Source organism: Collimonas arenae, assembly GCF_000786695.1.
Taxonomy (GTDB): Bacteria; Pseudomonadota; Gammaproteobacteria; order Burkholderiales; family Burkholderiaceae_D; genus Collimonas; species Collimonas arenae_A.
On the sequence record NZ_CP009962.1, the window covers coordinates 1 to 22,314 of the forward strand.

The 22,314-nt window shown below is 50.4% G+C and carries 16 protein-coding genes; 9 read left to right on the plus strand and 7 right to left on the minus strand.

Annotation, left to right across the window (positions count from 1 at the left end):
- The 7 genes from dnaA (at window position 1) to LT85_RS00035 (ending at window position 13,990) form a co-directional block, all read left to right on the plus strand.
- The gene (gene dnaA, locus LT85_RS00005) at window positions 1-1,449 is read left to right on the plus strand and encodes a chromosomal replication initiator protein DnaA (RefSeq protein WP_038483785.1); all 1,449 of its coding nucleotides are present in this window, start codon (window positions 1-3) and stop codon (window positions 1,447-1,449) included.
- A gap of 305 nt (window positions 1,450-1,754) precedes the next feature.
- On the plus strand, window positions 1,755-2,861 hold the full coding sequence (dnaN, locus tag LT85_RS00010) for a DNA polymerase III subunit beta (RefSeq protein WP_038483788.1): 1,107 nt from the start codon (window positions 1,755-1,757) through the stop codon (window positions 2,859-2,861).
- 201 nt (window positions 2,862-3,062) lie between these two features.
- On the plus strand, window positions 3,063-5,543 hold the full coding sequence (gyrB, locus tag LT85_RS00015; RefSeq protein WP_038483791.1) for a DNA topoisomerase (ATP-hydrolyzing) subunit B: 2,481 nt from the start codon (window positions 3,063-3,065) through the stop codon (window positions 5,541-5,543).
- Between the two features lie 413 nt (window positions 5,544-5,956).
- A complete protein-coding gene (locus tag LT85_RS00020; RefSeq protein ID WP_038483794.1) occupies window positions 5,957-8,290 on the plus strand; it encodes a type I restriction-modification system subunit M in 2,334 nt (777 codons plus the stop codon).
- Window positions 8,287-9,312, plus strand: a complete 1,026-nt coding sequence (locus LT85_RS00025) for a PDDEXK nuclease domain-containing protein (protein WP_052134428.1) — start codon at window positions 8,287-8,289, stop codon at window positions 9,310-9,312. The genes LT85_RS00020 and LT85_RS00025 overlap by 4 nt, the downstream gene beginning before the upstream one ends.
- Window positions 9,309-10,700, plus strand: coding sequence for a restriction endonuclease subunit S (locus tag LT85_RS00030; protein WP_038483797.1), 1,392 nt, complete (start codon window positions 9,309-9,311; stop codon window positions 10,698-10,700). Before LT85_RS00025 ends, LT85_RS00030 begins: the two co-directional genes overlap by 4 nt.
- Before the next feature lie 38 nt (window positions 10,701-10,738).
- Window positions 10,739-13,990, plus strand: coding sequence for a type I restriction endonuclease subunit R (locus LT85_RS00035; protein ID WP_038483800.1), 3,252 nt, complete (start codon window positions 10,739-10,741; stop codon window positions 13,988-13,990).
- Between the two features lie 64 nt (window positions 13,991-14,054).
- Here the strand turns inward: LT85_RS00035 and LT85_RS00040 are convergent, their stop codons facing one another.
- The 6 genes from LT85_RS00040 to LT85_RS00065 all read right to left on the minus strand — a co-directional run bounded on the left by LT85_RS00040 (window position 14,055) and on the right by LT85_RS00065 (window position 19,400).
- Entirely contained in the window at window positions 14,055-15,101 is a 1,047-nt protein-coding gene (locus tag LT85_RS00040; protein ID WP_253273625.1) for a restriction endonuclease, read from the minus strand.
- A 348-nt stretch (window positions 15,102-15,449) separates the two neighbouring features.
- On the minus strand, window positions 15,450-16,097 hold the full coding sequence (locus LT85_RS25100) for a CPBP family intramembrane glutamic endopeptidase (protein ID WP_052134430.1): 648 nt from the start codon (window positions 16,095-16,097) through the stop codon (window positions 15,450-15,452).
- Window positions 16,098-16,606: 509 nt separating this feature from the next.
- Window positions 16,607-16,876 (minus strand): hypothetical protein, encoded by a 270-nt coding sequence (locus tag LT85_RS00050; protein ID WP_038483812.1) that lies wholly within the window; start codon window positions 16,874-16,876, stop codon window positions 16,607-16,609.
- Between the two features lie 358 nt (window positions 16,877-17,234).
- Entirely contained in the window at window positions 17,235-17,858 is a 624-nt protein-coding gene (locus LT85_RS00055; protein WP_038494475.1) for a LysE family translocator, read from the minus strand.
- A 171-nt stretch (window positions 17,859-18,029) separates the two neighbouring features.
- Window positions 18,030-18,467, minus strand: a complete 438-nt coding sequence (locus tag LT85_RS00060; protein ID WP_038483815.1) for a GNAT family N-acetyltransferase — start codon at window positions 18,465-18,467, stop codon at window positions 18,030-18,032.
- 120 nt (window positions 18,468-18,587) lie between these two features.
- On the minus strand, window positions 18,588-19,400 hold the full coding sequence (locus tag LT85_RS00065; RefSeq protein ID WP_038483818.1) for a crotonase/enoyl-CoA hydratase family protein: 813 nt from the start codon (window positions 19,398-19,400) through the stop codon (window positions 18,588-18,590).
- 213 nt (window positions 19,401-19,613) lie between these two features.
- Between LT85_RS00065 and LT85_RS00070 the strand changes: the two genes are divergently transcribed.
- Window positions 19,614-19,862 carry a DUF3297 family protein gene (locus tag LT85_RS00070; RefSeq protein ID WP_038483821.1) on the plus strand — a complete coding sequence of 83 codons (249 nt, stop codon included), beginning with the start codon at window positions 19,614-19,616 and terminating at the stop codon, window positions 19,860-19,862.
- 101 nt (window positions 19,863-19,963) lie between these two features.
- Here the strand turns inward: LT85_RS00070 and LT85_RS27015 are convergent, their stop codons facing one another.
- Window positions 19,964-20,182, minus strand: coding sequence for a DUF6434 domain-containing protein (locus tag LT85_RS27015; RefSeq protein WP_367379787.1), 219 nt, complete (start codon window positions 20,180-20,182; stop codon window positions 19,964-19,966).
- Window positions 20,183-21,184: 1,002 nt separating this feature from the next.
- On the opposite strand from LT85_RS27015, the gene LT85_RS00080 reads away from it, so the two are divergent.
- On the plus strand, window positions 21,185-22,285 hold the full coding sequence (locus tag LT85_RS00080; protein WP_253273626.1) for a Fic family protein: 1,101 nt from the start codon (window positions 21,185-21,187) through the stop codon (window positions 22,283-22,285).
- The last annotated feature ends 29 nt before the right edge of the window (window positions 22,286-22,314 follow it).

Genomic DNA, 22,314 nt, shown 5'->3' on the forward strand with positions numbered 1-22,314 from the left:
ATGGAAAATTTCTGGCAGAGCTGCTCTACCCAGTTGGAGCAGGAATTGACGCCTCAACAATTTAGCGCGTGGATAAAACCGCTGACGCCCCTCGACTACGAGGACGGCCGCTTGCGCATAGCGGCGCCAAATCGCTTCAAGCTGGATTGGGTCAAAACGCAATTCGCCAGCCGCATCACCACCCTGGCGCACCAATATTGGGAAGCGCCGATCGAGGTGCTGTTCGTGCTCGACCCGCGCAAGTCGACGGCGGCTCCGGCCTCGGCCATCTCCAGCATGCCGGTAGCGCTCACTAATAATAGTAGCAACGGCAGCGAACAGTCCGGCGCCCAGGCGTCGGCAGCCAGCGGCGGTAATTATGGCAATAGCAACTTCGACCGCCTGCCGGAAGTGCAGACCGAGAACAGCGCCGTCAGCGCCCGGCGTGACCAGTCGCGTATTAATACAGCACTCAGTTTTGACAGTTTCGTCACCGGTAAAGCCAACCAGCTGGCCCGCGCGGCAGCGATCCAGGTCGCCAATAATCCCGGTGTTTCCTACAATCCGCTGTTCCTGTATGGCGGCGTCGGTCTCGGTAAAACCCACTTGATCCACGCCATCGGCAACCAGTTGCTGGCCGATAACCCCAACGCCAAGATTCGCTACATCCACGCAGAACAGTACGTTCGCGACGTAGTGACTGCTTACCAACGCAAGGGTTTCGACGACTTCAAGCGTTATTACCACTCGCTCGATTTACTGCTCATCGACGATATCCAGTTCTTCGGCGGCAAGAGCCGCACCCAGGAAGAATTCTTCTATGCGTTCGAAGCTTTGATTGCAGCGAAGAAACAAATCATCATCACCAGCGACACCTATCCGAAAGAAATCACCGGTATGGATGACCGCCTGATTTCGCGTTTCGACTCCGGTCTGACGGTCGCCATCGAACCGCCGGAACTGGAAATGCGGGTCGCGATTCTGCTCAAAAAAGCAGCATCCGAAGGCGTGACTTTCTCCGACGACGTCGCTTTTTTTGTTGCAAAACACCTACGTTCCAACGTCCGCGAACTGGAAGGCGCGCTGCGCAAGATTCTTGCTTACTCCCGTTTCCATGGCAAAGACATCAGCATCGACGTTGTCAAAGATGCACTGAAAGATTTGCTCTCGGTACAGAATCGCCAGATCTCGGTAGAGAATATCCAGAAGACGGTAGCGGACTTCTTCAACATTAAAGTTGCCGATATGTACTCGAAAAAGCGGCCGGCCAATATCGCCCGTCCGCGCCAGATCGCGATGTATCTTGCCAAGGAATTAACGCAGAAAAGCTTGCCGGAAATCGGCGAATTGTTCGGTGGCCGCGACCACACAACGGTGTTGCACGCCGTTCGCAAGATCGCTGGCGACCGCACAAAAAATCCGGAATGCAACCACGAATTGCATGTGCTGGAACAGACCCTGAAGGGTTGATTTCGGCATCCTGGGCGATTGTGCACTTTGCCCATCGCCCTGTGGATAAGTTTGTATAAGGCAAATTTAACAAAAGACAGGAAGTGTGGTTTTTTTGCTGATTTGGTTAAATCAACCAGCTAGTAAGCAGCTTGTTAAAAATAGCAAAAAAAGCCGCAAAGCGGTGCTGTTTTACACGGTTTGTGAGTCGTAGAGGGTCGATTTAAGTTACATTTACAGACTGCTTACCCAGCATTCCAACGAACACGCCCACCAGCAGATTCGCAAGCAGCAATATTTGATTTTTAAATAACAAGGATATAGCTATGCAATTGGTCAAAACCAACCGAGATACCCTTCTCCGGCCACTGCAGATCGTGAGCGGTATTGTCGAGCGTCGGCACACATTGCCGATTCTGGCCAATATCCTCATTCGCAAAGACGGCGAAAAGGTCTCTTTCTTGTCTACCGACATCGAAGTGCAAATCACCACCAACGCCAAGGTCGGCAGCGGTAGCGAAGTAGCCGCGACGACGGTTGCCGCCCGCAAGCTGCTCGACATCCTGCGCGCCCTGCCCGATACCGGCGAAGTCTCGCTCACGCTGAGCAACAAGCGCATGACGGTGCAGTCCGGCAAGTCGCGTTTTGCGCTGCAAACACTGGCCGCCGAAGAATTCCCGACAGTCGCCCAGGCAGACCACTACAACGCCACCGTCACCCTGCCGCAAAAGACCCTCAAGCACCTGTTCAACATGGTGCACTTCTCGATGGCGCAGCAAGATATCCGTTACTACCTCAACGGCCTGCTGCTGGTCCTCGACGGCAAGAACGTCATCGCCGTTGCTACCGACGGCCACCGCTTGGCGTTTTGCCAGGTCGCCACCGAGCAAGAGTTCGCGCGCCAGGAAGTCATCATCCCGCGCAAGACCATCATCGAGCTGCAACGCCTGCTGGAAGAAACCGACGAACCGGTCCAGCTCGAAATCGCCAACAACCAGGTCAAGCTGTCGTTCGCCGATATCGAACTGATCTCCAAGCTGGTGGAAGGCAAGTTCCCTGATTACACTCGCGTGGTGCCGAAGGGCTACAAGAACGACTTCACCATCAGCCGCGACCAGCTGCTGCGCTCGCTGCAACGCGCCGCCATCATGACCAGCGACAAGTTCAAAGGCGTGCGCTGGGTAGTCACGCCAGGCAGTCTCAAGATCAGCTCCACCAATGCCGACCAGGAAGAAGCGATCGAAGAACTCGAAATCGATTACGGCGGCGACAGCGTCGACATCGGCTTCAACGTCACCTACCTGCTCGACGTACTCAACAACCTCAAGGGCGACAACGTCAACATCGCCCTCGGCGACGCCAATTCCTCCGCATTGATCACCGTGCCGGAAAACGCAGACTTTAAATATGTCGTCATGCCGATGCGGATCTGATCCGCTGCAAAAGCAGGGCGGAAAGCAAAGCGCTTGTCCGCCCTGCGCATTTCCAAATGCATTGCAATCGACCAGTAATCGACCCGCAATTCACTTGTAAAACAAGCACTTAGCCCCAACTTAGTTCTTACTTAGTACTTACATAGTTTCTACTTAGTGTTTATATACGCAGTCCCGAAGTCAGTTTTTCAGAAGGTAGCCATGTCATCAGCCCCAGATAACACCAATCAGCCGCAATCCAGTTCATACGGAGCGTCCTCGATCCAAATTCTCGAAGGTCTTGAAGCGGTACGCAAACGCCCCGGGATGTACATCGGCGACACCTCTGACGGCACGGGCCTGCACCACCTGGTGTTCGAAGTGCTGGACAACTCCATCGACGAATCGCTGGCGGGCCACTGCACCGAAATCCACGTAACGATCCACTCCGACAACTCGATCTCGATCACCGACAACGGCCGCGGCGTGCCGACCGGCATCAAGTTCGACGACAAGCACGACCCAAAGCGCAGCGCAGCCGAAATCGTCATGACCGAGCTCCACGCCGGCGGCAAGTTCGACCAGAACTCCTACAAGGTATCCGGTGGTCTGCACGGTGTGGGTGTGTCTTGCGTCAACGGCCTGTCCAAGCTGCTCAAGCTGACCATCCGCCGCGACGGCAAAGTGCATTACATGGAGTTCGTCCGCGGCGTACCGCAAAACCGCGAAACCGAAACCATCGACGGCATGCTCGTCTCGCCAATCAAAGTCATCGGCGACACCGACAAGCGCGGCACCGAAGTGCACTTCTGGGCCGACGAAGAAATCTTCACGCATGTTGAATTCCACTACGAAATCCTGGCCAAGCGCATCCGCGAACTGTCCTTCCTCAACAACGGCGTGCACATCAAGCTGACCGACCAGCGCACCGGCAAGGAAGAAAACTTCGCCTTCGAAGGCGGCACCCGCGGCTTTGTGGAATACATCAACAAAGCCAAGAGCGTCCTGCACCCGACCATTTTCCAGGCCACCGGCGAAAAAGACGGCGTCTCCGTCGACGTCTCCATGCAATGGAACGACGCCTACAACGAACAAGTACTCTGCTTCACCAACAACATCCCGCAACGCGACGGCGGCACCCACTTAACAGGGCTGCGCGCCGCGATGACCCGCGTGCTCAACAAGTACATCGAAGAGCATGATTTCGCCAAGAAAGCCAAGGTAGAAACCAGCGGCGACGACATGCGCGAAGGCCTCACCTGCGTGTTGTCGGTAAAAGTACCCGAGCCAAAATTCAGCTCGCAAACCAAAGACAAGCTGGTCTCCAGCGAAGTGCGCCTGCCGGTAGAAGAAATCGTCGCCAAGACGCTTAACGACTACCTGCAAGAACGCCCGAACGACGCCAAGATCATCTGCGGCAAGATCGTCGAAGCCGCCCGCGCCCGTGACGCCGCCCGTAAAGCGCGCGAACTGACGCGCCGCAAAGGCGTCATGGACGGCCTCGGCCTCTCCTCCAAACTGGCCGACTGCCAGGAAAAAGACCCCGCCCTGTGCGAACTCTACATCGTCGAGGGTGACTCCGCGGGCGGTTCAGCCAAGCAAGGCCGCGACCGTAAATTCCAGGCCATCCTGCCGTTGCGCGGTAAAGTGCTCAACGTCGAAAAAGCCCGCTTCGAAAAAATGCTGTCCTCCGAGCAGATCACCACCCTGATCGCCACCCTCGGCACCAGCATCGGCGCCGATGAATTCAACGCCGACAAGCTGCGCTACCACCGCATCATCATCATGACCGATGCGGACGTCGACGGCGCCCACATCCGCACCCTGCTGCTGACCCTGTTCTACCGCCAGATGCCGCAACTGGTAGAGCGTGGCCACATCTACATCGCCCAGCCGCCGCTCTACAAAGTCAAGCACGGCAAGGACGAGCGCTATTTGAAAGACGACGCCGAAGAAGTCTCCTACATGATGCAGGTAGCCCTGAACGACGCCGCCCTCGTCCCAAGCGAAGGCGCCGACCCGATCAGCGGCCCGGCCCTGGCCGAGCTGGTGCGTCAGTACAACACCGCCAACGCCATCATCACCCGCCTCACCCGCGCAATCGACGGCGCCGCCCTCACCTCCATCATGACCGGCGTCACCCTCAAGCTCGATACGCTGGCCGATGCAGAAATCTCGCGCGCAGCCCTGGAAGCCTCCATCAACGAGCCATCGGTCCAGGTCGTCCTCAAATCCGACGAACTCTCCGACAAGCACGCCCTGCGCATCAACCGCCGCTACCACGGCAACATCAAAGCCAGCGCCATCGACAGCGACTTCGTCGCCAGCCCCGACTACGCAGTGCTGACCAACGCCGCAGCAACCTTCAAAGGCCTGATCGGCGCCGGCGCAGTCATCCGCCGCGGCGCAGGAGAAAAAACCAAAGAGTCAGCCATCATCGACTTCCACCAAGCCATGGCCTGGCTGCGCGACGAAGCAGAACGCGGCGTCAGCAAGCAGCGCTATAAAGGTCTGGGAGAAATGAACCCGTCGCAATTGTGGGAAACCACGATGGACCCGACAGTGCGCCGCTTGTTGAAGGTGCAGATTGAGGATGCGATTGCTGCGGATCAGATTTTCATGACCTTGATGGGGGATGATGTTGAACCGCGGAGAGCGTTTATTGAGTTGAATGCGCTGCAGGCTGGGAATATTGACGTCTGATTAGCCATGCTGTTCTATCTCTGGGTCACCCGCAATGCGTTGCACAGAAATATATGCCGGTTAATATCAAGATGGAATGCAGGGGGCGGAAGCTCGAATCTTCTCGCTCCGACCAATCGAATCAATGACTTAGGCCAGTCTTCGGATTGGCCTTTTTCATTTTTGGAATTTACCCTCCAACAAAATTTTTTGGGATGCTCTGGCGTTTTTTCTTGCGCATATTCGCTTTCGCCTCGGACATACCCACATAAGCGGGCTAGTCGTTATTTCAATGCCATATGTTTTATGTTTTTTGTTGCCCATAGAGTAATATATTCCTCACCATAAAATGGTAGTAATGCAGAGCTTGCCAGTCGTATTCAAGCCCTTTACCGCCTCGCTTTATCCACCCTATTTGTCTCAAACAACAATCCATGACTCAAACCACCAACAACCTGGCCTCAGATTCTTGGGCAATCGCTGACCTTCTGCGTGGTGACTTCAAGCAAAGCCAATATGGCCGTATCATTCTGCCGTTTTGCCTGTTACGCCGTCTGGAATGTGTGCTGGAACCGACCAAAGAGGCGGTACTCGCCGAGCAACAAAAAATACAGGCGATGAATCTGCCGGAAGAAGCGCAAGAGAAAATGATCTTGCGCGCTACGGGTGGATTGTCGTTTTTCAATACGTCCAAGATGGATTTGTCGAAGTTGGGTGAAGCGGGCATCAAGGCCAACCTAGAAAGTTATATCCAAAGCTTTTCCAAAGACGCCCGTCAGATATTTGAATACTTTAACTTCGCCGAATTCATCGGCCAGTTGAACGACGCCAATTTGCTCTATAAGGTCGTGCAAAAAGTGCGCACCATTGATCTCGGCCCTAAGGCAGTATCGAACCACGATATGGGTTTGGTGTTTGAAGAGCTCATCCGCCGCTTTGCTGAAGGCTCGAACGAGACTGCCGGCGAACACTTCACCCCACGCGACATCGTGCGCCTGACCACCTCACTGGTGTTCATGGAAGATGATGATGCGCTGTCCAGGCCTGGCATTATTCGCACCATTTACGACCCGACGGCCGGTACCGGTGGCTTCTTGTCGTCTGGCATGGAATACGTGCATGAACTTAACCCAAAAGCTGTCATGCGTGCCTATGGACAAGAACTGAATCCAGAAAGCTATGCTATCTGCAAGGCAGACATGCTCATCAAAGGGCAAGATGTCAGCAACATCAAGCTGGGTAATACACTCACGAATGACCAGTTGTTTGCCGACAAGTTTGATTACATGCTGTCGAATCCGCCGTTTGGCGTCGATTGGAAAAAGATCGAGCAAGAAATCAATGATGAACATAACCACAAAGGTTTTGACGGCCGCTTTGGCGCAGGTTTGCCACGGGTTTCGGACGGCTCGCTGCTGTTTCTGCTGCATCTGATCAGCAAGTTGCGTGATTCAGCCGATGGCGGAGCACGCATCGGTATTATCCTCAATGGCTCGCCCTTGTTCACTGGCGGCGCCGGTTCGGGCGAGTCAGAAATCCGCCGCTATATTCTGGAAGCCGATTTACTCGAAGCCATCGTCGCGCTGCCTACCGATATGTTCTACAACACTGGCATCTCCACCTATGTCTGGGTGCTATCGAATAAAAAAACCAAGGCACGCAAAGGGCTGGTGCAATTGATCAATGGCGTGAACCTGTGCGGCAAGATGCGCAAATCTCTGGGCAGCAAGCGCAATGTCATGGATGACAGCGACATCGCCACCATCACCAAATGCTTCGGTGATTTTGAAGTGGTCGATGCGCGTGAACTGGATAAACCTGCCGAACAAAAGAGCAATCGCGGCCGCCAATCTGCCAATCCCAAAACTGAAGCAGCCAAAACCTTTGCTGCCAAAATCTTTAAAACCCACGAGTTTGGCTATCGCCGTATCACCATAGAACGCCCGCTGCGCATGTCTTACCAATTCAGCGATGAACGTATTGCTAGTTTGCGTTTTGAATCGGGCGCGCTCAACGCGGTGATGCAATGGACGTATGCAGAATACGGCGCGGTATGGATAGATGCAGAACTCTCCGCAAACTATGGCGACCTCAGCAACCACCAAGACGCCATACGCCGTTACATCAAACTGCACTTTGCCGATCTCAAAGAGAAGCAAATCAAAGACCTTCTGGATCGCCATACATGGTGCGATCAATTGGCCATCATGCTCAAAGCATACAGATTGCAAGTGACCATCGGCAGCGCTCAGTTTGATGACATGAATGCCTTTGACGATGTACTCGCCAAGGCCGCAAAAAAACAAGGTATCAGCCTGGACGCCAAAGAGAAAAAAATCATCGAAGCGGCCGTTAGTTGGAAGAACCCTGACGCGCAAAAAGTCATCAAGAAAATCCACAAAAGCAAAACTGACCCGATTTACGGTTTGTTTGCCGGCGAAGGCGATAACGTTGGCAAAACCGTCGAATACAAAGCCGACGGCGATCTACGCGATGCAGAAAACGTCGCGCTCGATCCGAGTAAAAATGTCAACGAAATCAACGAAGCCTATTTCAAAAAAGAAGTACAACCGCATGTACCAGACGCCTGGATCGATGCCAGCAAGAAAGACAGCAAAGACCAGCAAATCGGCATCGTCGGTTATGAGATTCCGTTCAATCGCCATTTTTACCAATACCAGCCGCCGCGTGATCTGGCTGAAATTGATGCCGATCTCGATGCGGTCAGTGCCGAAATCATGAAGCTGCTGCAAGAGGTGCATTCATGACGAAAGTAAGCAAGATCCAGGAAAGTACGGGACATCAAGAGTTTGCTGAAGTTGTGCAACTCATTGATGCGGCACGCCAGCATGCTTATCAGGCCGTCAACACTGCCCTAATCGAACTATATTGGCAAATAGGCGCGTATATCAGTCGTAAATTGCAAGCTGCAGAATGGGGTGATGGCGTTGTTGATGCGCTGGCTAATCATCTTGCTGCCACGCAACCAAATTTAACGGGATTCACCCGTCGCAATCTATTCCGTATGCGCCAGTTTTATGACGCCTATCAACATGATCAAATTGTGTCAGCACTGCTGACACAATTGCCTTGGACGCACAATCTCACCATCCTCAGCCGCAGTAAGCATCCTGAGGAGCGCGAGTTTTATATCAAGATGGCAATTAAGGAGAAATGGTCTAGCCGTGAACTTGAGCGTCAGTTTAAGGCGGCATTGTTTGAACGGATGGTACTTAATCCGGCAAAAGTGTCAGCAGTGCTGACACAAACGCATCCTGAAGCACTGAGTGTATTTAAAGACAGTTATGTTATCGATTTTTTAAACTTACAAGAACATCATAGCGAAGCCGATTTGCATCATAGCCTGTTGGCCAAATTGAAGCATTTTTTGTTAGAACTCGGTCGTGACTTTTGTTTTGTGGGCAGTGAATTCCCAATTCAGGTCGGCACACAAGATTTTGCGCTAGATCTGCTGTTCTTTCATCGCGGCTTAAATGCCTTGGTAGCGATTGAGCTGAAAGTAGACCGCTTCGAGCCGGAGCACTTAGGCAAACTCAATTTTTACCTGGAAGCGTTGGATCGTGATCACCGCAAATCGCATGAAAATCCTGCCATCGGCGTGCTGCTGTGCGCCAGTAAAGATGATGAAGTGGTGGAGTACGCACTTAGTCGTAGCCTGTCACCAGCCATGATCGCCGAATACCAAACCCAATTGCCCGATAAAAAACTGCTGCAAGCGAAATTGCATGAATTTTATCTGTTGAATATTGCACAGGGGGAGGCACTATGAGTCGATATAAGGAGTATTCAGAATATGTAAATTCAGGGATTGATGGACTGGGTTTAATACCAAAGGGCTGGCAAGTAATGCAGATGAAGCGCAGCGTAGAAGGATGCACAAATGGAATCTGGGGCGGCGAGCCAACGAATGACGGAAGCGATACGATAGTAATCCGAGTTGCTGATTTTGATCGTCCAAGGTTGTCAGTAAATGAGGACGGGTACACATATCGCAAAATCGAAGAAAAAGAAAAAACAACACGAAGATTAAAACGTGGAGATCTATTACTAGAGAAATCTGGTGGTGGAGAAAAAACGCTCGTTGGTCAGGTAGTTTTGTTCGATAAAGATTTTGAGGCTGTTACGTCTAACTTTGTTGCCAAAATGACGCCGAATATCGGTTTTGACAGTCGATATTTGAATTATGTTTTTAGTCGGTTTTACGATGAAAATATTAATTATTGTTCTATTAAACAAAATACCGGAATCCAGAATTTAGATTCTGCTTCATATTTATCAGAGAAATTTGGCTTTCCGAGCTTGCAAGTTCAGATGCAAATCGCCAACTTCCTCGACCACGAAACCGCTAAGATCGATACCCTGATAGAGAAGCAGCAAGGGCTGATCAAGCTGCTCAAAGAAAAGCGGCAGGCAGTGATTAGTCATGCCGTCACCAAAGGCCTCAACCCCAACGCTACCATGCGCAACTCGGGTGTGGAGTGGTTAGGCGAAGTGCCGACGCATTGGAATCAAATAAAAATGAAACATATTTTGATTGCGATCATTGATGCCGAGCATAAAACTGCTGAATATTTTGACGACGGTACTTATCTAGTTTGCCGAACTACAAATGTTCGCGATGGCATCTTAAAACTCGACGGCGGGAAATATACTAATCAAGAAACATATCTGGAATGGATCAAGCGCGGAGTACCTGAATCGGGCGATATTTTATTCACTAGAGAGGCACCAGCTGGCGAAGCGTGCATAGTCCCAGAAGAGCCGATTCTGTGTCTTGGTCAGCGTATGGTTTTGTTTAAATTGAATAAATCAAGAATGAATCCACAATTTGTTTTATATTCAATTTACTCTGGATTGGCAGATGATTTCATTAAACAACTATCGCAAGGGAGTACTGTAAGTCATATGAACATGGCAGACATCATCAACATTCCTTTGTTTGAAACAGGGTTGGACGAACAAGATCAAATCGTAAAACATTTGGATCGAGTTCTTGCTAGATATGATGAGGTGCAAAAAAATGCGGAACGCACTATTGAGTTAATTCAAGAGCGCCGCACAGCCCTAATTTCTGCTGCCGTCACCGGAAAAATCGATGTACGTGATTGGCAAGAGCCACGGCAACTTGCGCCTGAACTAGAAGACGCGGCTGCGTAAAATACGATCACCCGGATAAGCCAAGAAAAACAAAGTCTATGAGCAAAGCAAACGAACTCACTTTCCAGAACGACATGATCAGCCAGCTGCTGGCCAATGGCTGGCTGCTCGGCAAAGCCGAACACTACAACCGTGAGTTGGCCTTGTATCCGGAAGATGTGCTCGGTTTTGTCAAAGACACGCAAGATGAGCAATGGCAAAAATTTTGTGCGCTTTATCCAAATAACCCCGAACAAAAATTTCTGGAGCGGGTGGCTACGCAACTCAATAAAGCCGACCCGAATGCAGCGAATAAGGAGATGCGCACCTTTGGCACGCTGGGTGTATTGCGCCACGAATTGCGGGATCGCGGTACGCGCTTTTCCCTTTGTCAGTTTGCGCCTGAACATGATTTGAATCCGGACACCTTGGCGCGCTATCAGCAAAACCGCCTGCGGGTGGTGCCTGAGCTGGTGTATAGCCCGTGGGCGACAGCAGCGCAATTGGCTGAGACGGGTAGCAAAGCCAAGGCATGGCGCATTGATCTGGTCTTGTTCGTCAATGGCATACCGGTTGCTACGCTGGAGCTTAAATCAGAATTCAAGCAAGCTGTACATAGTGCAATGACGCAGTATCGTACTACACGCTTGCCGATCGACCCAATCGCCAAAAAGCCAGAACCTTTACTGAGCTTTAAGCGCGGCGCGCTGGTGCATTTTGCCGTAAGCCAGTATGAGGTATATATGGCGACGCGGTTGGAGGGTGATAACACTTATTTCTTGCCGTTTAATAAGGGCACGGCTGAGGGCGGCGCTGGCAATGATGTACCGGAGGTACTGACGCAATACGCGACGGACTATCTGTGGAATGAAGTCTTATTGCCGAAAAACTTGCTGACGATTCTGGCACGGTATGTGCATTTGCAGATAGAAGAAAAAGAGAATTGGGAAGGCCTCAAATATAAGAAGGAAAGCCTGATTTTCCCGCGTTATCACCAGTGGGATGTGGTGAATAAGCTGCTGGCGGCGGCGCGGGCTGAAGGACCTGGGCAGAAGTATCTGATACAGCACAGTGCAGGATCGGGTAAGTCGAATTCCATCGCCTGGGCCGCACATCAACTGTCGTCCTTGTATGACGGCAACGGGAATAAACAGTTTCATTCCGTGATTGTGGTTACTGACCGCACTGTGCTAGATGCGCAGTTGCAAGACACCATTGCCCAGTTTGAGCACACCGATGGCGTGGTCGGGCGCATTAATAATCAGGAAGGTGATGGTTCTAAATCAGAAAAACTCGCCAAGGCTTTAGAAAACTCGCAGCCGATTATTATCGTCACGATACAGACCTTTCCCTTTGTGTTGAAGGCGATAGAAAACAGCGTCAGCCTGAAAGAACGTAACTACGTTGTAATTGCCGACGAGGCGCATTCTTCACAAACTGGCTCTACCGCAAGACAGCTTAAAGAAGTGTTGATGGTGGAAGCCACTGGCGATGATGAAGCCGAATTGACCACCGACGATATTCTGGATGCCGCAGTGGCTTCGCGCCGTGCTTCGAAAAATCTGAGTTATCTGGCGTTCACCGCCACGCCCAAGACCAAGACTTTAGAGCTATTCGGTCGCTTGCCGCGCCCGCAGGAAGCACCGTCCAAAACCAACAAGCCCGAAGCCTTCCATGTGTACAGCATGCGCCAGGCGATTGAGGAAGGTTTTATTCTGGATGTGCTGAAGAACTACACCAATTACAAAGTCGCCTATAACCTGGCGATGAAGATGAAGGATGCCGATCAAGAGGTCGAGAGTAAGCGTGCCAAGGTCAAGCTGAATCAATGGGTACGCCTGCACGATTACAACATCAGCCAAAAAGTGCAAGTCATCGTCGAGCATTTTAAAACCCATGTGATGGGTTTGCTTAATGGTCAAGCCAAGGCGATGGTGGTGACCAGCTCACGCAAAGAGGCAGTACGTTATAAGCTGGCTTTCGACAACTACATCAAAACGCAGGGCTATCAAAAGATCCATGCGATGGTGGCGTTCTCGAGCGAGGTGGAATTTACCGATAAAGATCCAAATTCAGAAGCGGTACTGGGTAATAAATACACTGAAATGAATATGAACCCACGGTTAAAAGGGCGCGACATGCGCAAAGCCTTTGACACCGATGATTATCAAGTGATGATTGTGGCGAATAAATTTCAGACTGGCTTTGATCAACCCAAACTATGCGCCATGTACGTCGATAAAAAGCTGGCCGGGGTGGAATGTGTGCAAACCCTGTCACGCCTGAATCGTATTTACCCGAGCAAGAAGGAGACCGGCACTTTCATACTGGATTTCTTTAACGAGCCAGAAGACATCCTTGCCGCCTTCCAGCCATACTTCCAGACGGCGGAGCTGGCCGATGTGTCTGATTCGGATTTGATTTTTGATCTGAACGACAAGCTACGTGCTTCCGGCATCTTTACCTGGACAGAGGTGGAGCAGTTTTGCGATGCCTTCTTCGTCAAGAGCAAAAGCAATGCAGCGATCGCGAATATCTGCAAACCCGCCGTCGAACGATGGCAGAAGCGTTATAAATCGGCAGTAGAGGCCTACAAATACGCTCGCGACATGTTTGAACGCACCAAGAAAACTGCCGATGCAGTTTTGATTGCCAACGCTGAGAACAGTTTAAAAGAGTGCAAGAAAGAAAAGGACGCACTAGAAATTTTTAAAAAGGATCTAGCTACCTTCGTGCGCTTTTATGAATTCATGTCGCAGATTGTCGATTACGACGACAAAGACCTGGAAAAGTTAAGCCTCTACGCCCGCAATCTACGCCCCATGTTGCGAGAAACCATCATGGATGAAGATGAGATTGATCTCAGCAGTATCGTGTTAAGTCACTACCGCATATCGAAAATTCGCCAGCAGCATTTGATCATGCAAGAGTCGGATGAGTACAAGCTGGAACCAGGCGATGCCGTAGGTACGGCCAAGGCCAAAGACAAGCAAGTCGAGTTTTTATCGCAGATCGTGTACCGCCTCAACGAGCTATTCATCACCGATCAACTGACCGAAGCGGATATGGTGAATTACGCCACTACCATCAGCGACAAGGTGCGTGAGAACGAACTGGTGATGCGTCAGTTACTCTCCAATAGTCCGGAGCAGGCGATGCTGGGCGATTTCCCTAAGGCAGTGGACGATGCCGTTATGGACAGCAGCGCCGCACATCAGAATCAGATGATGCAGCTCTTGTCTGATCCTAGTAAGGCGAAGATGTTTTCCAAGGTTATTTTTGATATTTTGACTCAAGGATCGGAGCGTTAGTTTTGAGTGCTGATAAAACGTAAATTATTGATCACGCGAATGATATAGCGCGCGGCCGGCCAAACTAAAAATCAGTTTCTTCGAAATAGTCGGAGTCCACACGTTTCACAACATATGACGCGGAGACCGATACACCGACATCAAAATCGATCATAAGACCAGCGAGCTGCTTCCCATCGATCAAAACAACCTTGGTGTCTATTCTTGATGCGTAGTCCACTGCCTCGGCGGTATACACGGAGGTTGTAATAAACACGCCTTTTCTCGCACGTTGCCCTTGAAGCGCGCCAACAAATTTCTGAATCTCCGGACGGCCAACAGAGCCTTGCCAACGTTTTGCCTGAATAAAAATCGTATCAAGCCCGAGGCGATCTTCCTTGATGATCCCGTCTATCCCGCCGTCCCCGGTTTGGCCAATTCTTTCCCCTGCGTCACTCCTTGAGCCCCCATATCCCATCTTTACTAAGAGTTCAACGACGAGTTGCTCGAAAAATGTAGGTGAACAACCAAGAATTCGAGATAGAAGTGTCTGAGCGAGTTGTTCGCGTAAGCCTTGGGATGCGAGTTCAATCGCTTCTTCTGGGGTGGTCTCTACCGACGTCAGTTCTTCGGATAGCGTTGCCTTGCCGCTCTGTTTTGAGATGTCTCGAAATTCGATGAATTCGGGCCATTGCTCCAGATATTTGACGTCAATTCTGCCAGGGTTGGTGGCGAGTACCTGCTTACCGCGTTCTGTAATCTTGGACACTGCTCGCTTTGGCAATTCGATGAGGCCTGCTTTCTTCAAGTAAGTTCTGGCCCAACCAATGCGATTCTTAAAAACACCCTGCTGACCACTCGGTAAAAGTTTTGCTCGTTCCAGCGGCGAAAGATGGAATTGTTCTGCAAGCGCTTCCTCCGCGTCACGCAGAGAATGTTCGACGCCGTCTCCCAGAAATTGGAGTAAGGGAAGCATGCAGGTTTGATAGTCTGGGATTGGCATTGAGCAAAGATGTTGTTGAATAACAAATGTATGCTGCCACGAAAGTGTTTTAAGGGCAACATGAAATCCGAACAATTCCTCGTATAACCATTGTGGCGCGAAACTGAGGATCAGGTCTTTCCGTACCATATATGCACCCTACAACTTTGTTATCTTGCTCCTCGCAAAGGAGTTGATGCTCGATCGCGATCCCAAATTTTTGACCTTCGATTTCTCTGGATGGACGAAAAAAGGAATGTGATATGGGAAGACACGACCCTGGCTCCCTTTTGATACAGATCCACGAAGATATCAAGGAATTGGGATTTAAGAGCTCTTGCGACAGGGTAGCCGCGTTCGCGAGAGTATGGCGGGCGGGTCAAGCTGATCGGGTCAATTCTGCTAGCAAACGAACAGTTCCGGCGCCAACCTCCGAAAATCCGCGTGTCGGCTAGTCCTTAGTTGTCTACTCGAACGAAGGGACAGAGCTCAGACAGATCATAGGAACGGAATGATATCGGTCAGAACGTGTGCAAACACCGCGGAAAATAACGAGCCTGTTCGGACGTAATTGAGGCTCAGGACGAGGCCAAAAGCAAAGATCGAGACTGCTCCAAGCGGCCCTTGGTAAAGGTGATAAAGCACGCGCACTAGCAGTGATACACCCATCGCAATTGAAAGACCATAGCCTCTCATTCCTCGAAGAAGGAAGCCCAGTAAAAAAATCTCCTCGTACGCGCCGTTTATCAGCGCCGATAGGACAACGGTCGACAAGGAAACAGATGCTTGAGCCACCATGCTATCGATAGGCTGAGCCCCTTGGCTTGACGTGAATGGGACTGTAAATATCCACACTGCTCCCAATGCCACGACATAAGTAGCGATCCCAACAGCAATCCCGGTTAGAGACGGCGTTGGATAGAGCGTAGAGATCGCAAACCCTCGGACGTAAAGAATCAGAAACGCTATACCTCCGAAGATTATCTCGATGACGGTAGTGGACATTAAATTTGCGTCTGTAAATGCGCCGCCGTTGAAGCCTGCGGATACTGCCTGAATTGACGAGTAAATTGCCCAACCGAAGCAGATCACCGAAATTGCAAAAGCTTCGAGCGGGCTTGTATTCGTGCGCAGCGTGGAACGCATTCTTGAGTCCTAACTAGTTTTGTGCGGGGAAAAACCGGGCGTCCGCATATCACTGACCTGCCTGATTTTTTCGGAGTTTTTCAGTTGCGGTGTCACAGACTACGAAAGTTTTCACCATCTTTGTCACAACCAGGATGATCTCGTGTCAAGGCATGCGAAAAAAGCCTTTGTATTCAGTGGGCACGTTCTCAGATTCAGTGACACACGACATGATTTTTGTACCGTAGGGTCGCACTCAAGTGAAAATTCAGTCCCAGGGAAAGTGAAAAAAATCCTACTTTTGCTAGCGTAAATCTTCATGCGTTGAAATAAAAAACCTCGGGGTTGAACCGAGGTTTTTTATTTCAAGATAACATTGCGGTACCTTATGTTAGCCCGCGCAGTCCGAAGCTGCCTTATCTGTATAAGTCGTTACTTTATCTGACAGGATATGTCAGATTGTGAACTTCCGCTTTCGACCCTTAAGAGACACTCACCTCGCCCCGAAGCCGCCGTTCATAGATAGCAAATCAAACGAAGCGGCCGTACATATCTTCTCCGGTTAATGCGTTCGTCTTACGCAAAACTGTTTCCAGTAACTGATAGTCTAATCCGCAATCCATCTTCTTACAGGCAAGGTAAATACACTCACTTCTTAATTTTGCAGTGAGCACATACAAGGCATCAAGAACTTCGCTATTGGTTGAATTTTCTGCCAATGCCATTCTCCCAAGCTGAAAAGCCTCTTCATATCGACGACTAACCGTCAGTTCTTTGATTTTGCTTACAGCATTATCCAAGTTGACTCCATAATTAGTGAAAAACACGTACAGCGACCTTCACCACATAGCTCAACTTCGAAAAACTCTTTACGGATGGCCGCTCTTGGCCGAGGCTGTGTAAAAACACAAATTCACAAAAAATCATGGGTAGGGAGACCCTTCCCGCCATCGGCAAATTGAATAGCGATCGATCTGAAAGGCCGATTTTCAGTTGAATGAAAATTTCTACGTTTTTACACAGCCTCGGTCGTTTCGAGGCGGCCGGAACAGGTTGATTTCGCCCTATAGCGGCCTGTGACGATTCCAAAGAGCAGACTTTAACGTCCGACGTAAGGGCCGCGTCGCTGGCAGGTTCCCTCGACGGAGTGGTTAGCGCTCATCGTGCGCGCTCCAAGGCAACCTTGACTCCAAGACCAACAAGTGCGGCACCGGCAAACTGCTGAAAGCGCTGGAAAAGCATTGGCTTGGCCAGTAGCCAATGCCTTGCGCGGCCGCCAAGCGCGGCGGTGCAGAGGTTTACCGCCGTGCCCGATGCGATGGAGATTAGGCCAAGAACGGCCGCTTGTAGCCCAGGATTGCCCAGAGACGGATTTATAAACTGAGGAAGAATAGCGAGAAAAAAGAGAGCTACCTTTGGATTTAACAGATTGGATACAGCGCCCTGTGCGAAAGGTGATGCCCGACGGATTTTGGATGGCTCCATGGCGACAGAGACAGGGCTGCGCAGCATTTGCCAACCGAGCCAGCAGAGGTAGATAGCTCCAATGGTCTTTACAACGACAAATGCCGTGGGTATTGATGCCAGGAACGCAGTGATTCCAAAGGTCGCAGCCCCTACATGCACTAACGCCGCACAAGCGATGCCGGCACAGACCTGTGCACCGGCCGACGCGCCTCGTGAGACTGAATTAGACAGGATGCAGATAACGTCGGGTCCTGGAATCAGAGCGAAGCTCATATTGAGTAGAGTGAAAGCCAGGAGTGTGGAGAGTTCGATCATCTTGAGCCCTAACGTCATTTAAAGTTCATTTCGTAAATTTGACCGGTACCAAAAAATTGGGCGGCGAGTTCCCAATTCCTGGACAGCCTTATGGGTCTAGTTTAAATCTGCCAATATTTTTTGGGATATCTAGGCAAGATCTTGAATGACCGTTACTGGCCGTTCTCTGACTCATGACACTGTCAATTCCCGGCGCCATTCAAGTACGACATAGGCGCCGTCCTCAGACTCGCCTGCGCCTACTTCGCGCCAGCCATTCCTGAGATAGAAAGATAATGCACGTTGATTTTTCTGAACACATTTGAGTCGCCAGGGAACCGGCAACCAATGCTGCAGCGACGACAGTAATGAGCGACCAATGCCCTTGTTCTGGAAATCGGAACGAACGTAGAGGTGATGGATGAACGAGCCGTCGACATGCACCGATACGAAACCAACCACTTCTTCGTCATTTGAAGATGCAACGAAGACGAGCTCTCCCTCAGACGATTTAGCGAAATCTGAGACACGCGCCAGTTCGGGCAACCATTCGGCATTTTCAATGTTCGCCCGAAAGATTTCTTGTACTGCATGAGAATCGGATAATGTCGCAGCACGTACTTTAAACATTTTTGTAATCTCTAATAGATACTTTCATCCGCTGCTCAAGGTCCGGTATTGGCCGCTTTGAACCGATCGGGACAAGCAAATTTCGACCGAAGGCGGTTACACATAAATTGCCACATCTAATCAATCCTTGAATTCAGGAGGGCGCTTACCAACGTTGGCCATCATAGCTTCTTGCAAATCATTGGACATCAACATTGCCGCGTTCCAAGTGGCAATGTATTTCAGGCCATCGGCCACCGAATGGTCGCGTGCGTAGGTAATCATCTCCTTGGTACCACGAATGGCGAGAGGCGACTTTGCAGCGATGTTGGCAGCAATCTCCAACACCCCCTCGCGTAGCGCTTCGCGGGATTCGAACACACGGTTAACCAAATGAATTTCGCGGGCCTCCGCAGCATCTACCTTGCGCGCGGTGTAGGCCAACTCACGCGCCATGCCCTCACCTATGAGCTTTGGCAGCCGTTGTAGCGTGCCGACATCCGCGGTCATGCCGATGTCGATTTCCTTAATGGTGAAATAAGCATCGCTGGAGCAATAACGCATGTCGGCGCAGGTGATCAAATCGATACCGCCGCCGACACAGGCGCCATGCACGGCGGCTAATACCGGCTTGCGGCAGCGCTCCAGGCTGCTTAGCGTGTCTTGTAAATTTAAAATTAAGCTGCGCAAGGCTTCGCGCTTGCGACCATCGCACTCGTTCTGGATTTGTGCTCCCAGCCCCATCATCATTTGCAGGTCTATACCTGAGGTGAATGTCTTTCCTTCTCCTTCGAGAATAGCCACCCGTGCCTCTGGAGTGGCGTCCACCCACTCGAAAGCCGTACGAATCTCTTGCCACATCTCCATGTTCATCGCATTGGCCTTGTCAGGGCGATTCAAGCGGACAATGGCGATATTCTGTGCCAGGCTGACAGATAAAGTTTTATAAGTCATTTGAAAGCTTTCAATACGATTGTGCAAAGATAATGCATGCAGGTCGGGTGGCCCGACTTAGGCATGGAGGCATGTCGCCATCGAGAATTTGTAAAACATGTATTGCCCTCGCCCCGCTACTTCTGCTTCTAGCCTGGTGCGCTCAACCAAGTGATTTAGCGAAACCAAGCAAAAAAATTGTTTTGCTTAATCTTATAGTTGATAATTGTAGCTATGAACGATACCCAAAACCGCCCACCACTTCCCGATCGGCTCTCAGTCGATCCTCGTAGCCCTTACTATAACGCCGCCATATTTGAACATGATGTTGGTATTAAACTGAACGATAAAGAGCGCTTCGAAGTTGAGGAATATTGCATCAGCGAGGGATGGATTAAAGTCCCGGCCGGAAAGGCGCTAGATCGGAAGGGCAACCCCTTAATGACTAAAGTAAAAGGCACTGTCGAACCTTTCTATCGGTAGGTGCTGTTCTTTGATTGGCATTTCTTAACTTCTTTGATTGCCTGCAAGGGCGTGTGCGCTAACATTTTTTCGATAGCGATTACAGGTCCGCTTTTGGCCGGTTACCGACGCCCGCGGCGGCGCTTCCATTCGTCCACTACATCACCCATATTCTTCGCTAGTCCGTTACGTATCCAGGCCATCAGTTCGCGGTCAAATTTGAAATCCCCCCCACATTGACTGGATAGAAAGCGCCGAACGTTTTGCGTGTTCTTGTAGTCGGAATCGATTTCAGTTGTGGGCGATATCATCCCACTATGCCAATCAAATTTCATCTTCATACTCCATCGGGTTCAAAATGCGAACGGCGACTCCTGGCCGGTTCATGCCGGTCCGACTTACTTAGAATGCGCGAGAACAAGCCCCTCATCTTCGATAGGCAACCATATTTCGCCATTTTCAGAACTAACGTCAAAGAAACCAACGCCGTACTTCGCTGCGAGCTCTCCCTCAGACGATTTAGCGAAGTCTGAGACACGCGCCAGTTCGGGCAAGCGATATGCGAAACAATGACTTCATGAAGCATCCTTTTATTGGTGATGGAGTACGGTTGGCTGCTCTTGGTCTGAAACGAAAGTGATAGCATAATTGCTAGTAGGCAATATAGCAATTACCCGCATGAGATTTTAGGAGCACATCACCCTGGCAGATGCAGAAGCCTCGGCCAAAGCCCTGGAAGCCTCCATCAACGAGCCATCGGTCACACCTGAGTCAGAATACGTTCCTCTGTGTGTTCGTCTGAAAATATTCGTCGAATACGATGAAGACGATGATTTGGCGAACGTCCGTCCGTTAATTATGGGATTGGACGTATCGGATACCGTCAGTAAAATGACCCGTGTGCTGAGAAAGGGGAAATCGTGAGTTGTAAGATGCGCTTCCTTCGACAAGAAATCAATAAAGTCTCTGAGGGTGGTGCTTTTGCCAATGCCCAGATGGGCCTTTGCTCTGCAAGGATCGCTCCTAAGTCGACTGGCTTAAAGATTTTTACCGGTTGATTGTCAAAGTATTCTAGGATCGCCAGTTTGGCTAGTTGGATTCTGCTAGTGCCCATGTCATATAAAGTTTGTGTATGTAAGAAAACATTTTCTGGTAATTTTAACGGAAAAAATATCGGCAAAAGAACCGGCAAAATTCTTTTGTCTTTTATGATATTTTTATATTAAAAACTATTAAAATCAGTATCTTACGAAAACCGACTAACGGAAAAATAACCGGCAAAAATGTACGATTCCCTTCGTCAATTTGAGCCTTTGTTGCCAACGAGGAATGTAGATGCTCTCTTGGACAAAGCCAGCAGCATCGTTCAATCAGCGATTGCACTGACATCAGTTGGTCACCGCACGAGTCGTGATGCAGTAAGAGAACTCGTAAGATCAATAAATTTTTACTACAGCAATCGGATCGAAGGGCAAGGAACTCATCCAGCTAACATCGAAAGAGCGTTAAATCAGGATTTCTCTAACCAGCCTGATATTGCGCTGGCACACATTGGTGCCGAAAGAGAATTAGAGCTACGTGCAGAAAAAGGACAAAGTGCTATTCAGTCTGATTTCTTGTTAGCAGCGCATGAAGCGCTCTACTCCAGGTTATCTCAAGCGGACCGAACGACAAAAGATGGTCACATAGTAGAGCCAGGGGTACTAAGAACAGAGGCTGTCGAAGTCGGTAACCATATTCCCCCCACTGCTGAGTCCGTACCAAGCTTCCTCAAACGAATGGATGAGGTCTATGGGCAAGAAAAGGGATGGGAACGGAAGCTAATCGCAATCGCTTGCTCGCATCATAGAGCTGCATGGGTCCATCCTTTTTTTGATGGAAATGGGCGCGCTACTCGTCTTCAGACTCATTGTGCCCTTTGGCCTTTGTCTGGGGGGCTATGGTCCTCAAGTAGAGGCCTGGCTCGAGCACAGCAAGATTACTATGCGAAGCTAATCAATGCAGATGCACCTCGGCGTGGGGATCTGGATGGGCGAGGTAACTTGACAGCAGCCGGTCTTACGGAATGGGTCGATTTCTTTCTCGGGATCTGTGAAGACCAAGTGAACTTCATGACTCGGATGTTGGATTTGGATGGTATGAAGCAGCGTATTGAAGCTCTCATAACCTATCGGGCCGCTCACGATAAAGACATTCGGTCAGAGGCGATTTTGCCACTTCATCATCTCTTTGCCGCAGGTCTGGTATCTCGGGGGGATTTTATTCAGATGACCGGTCTGGGAGAGCGAACCGGTAGAACTTTATTGGCCCGATTATTGGCAACCAAGCTTGTAGTGAGTGATTCAGCACGTGGGCCGGTCAATTTTGGCCTCCCCTTGGACGCACTTTATCTCTTACTTCCTGAACTGTATCCAGAGGCAAATACCAGGAACCCAGAGAGTTAAGGTTTACAGAAGTGCCAGAACTACTCAGT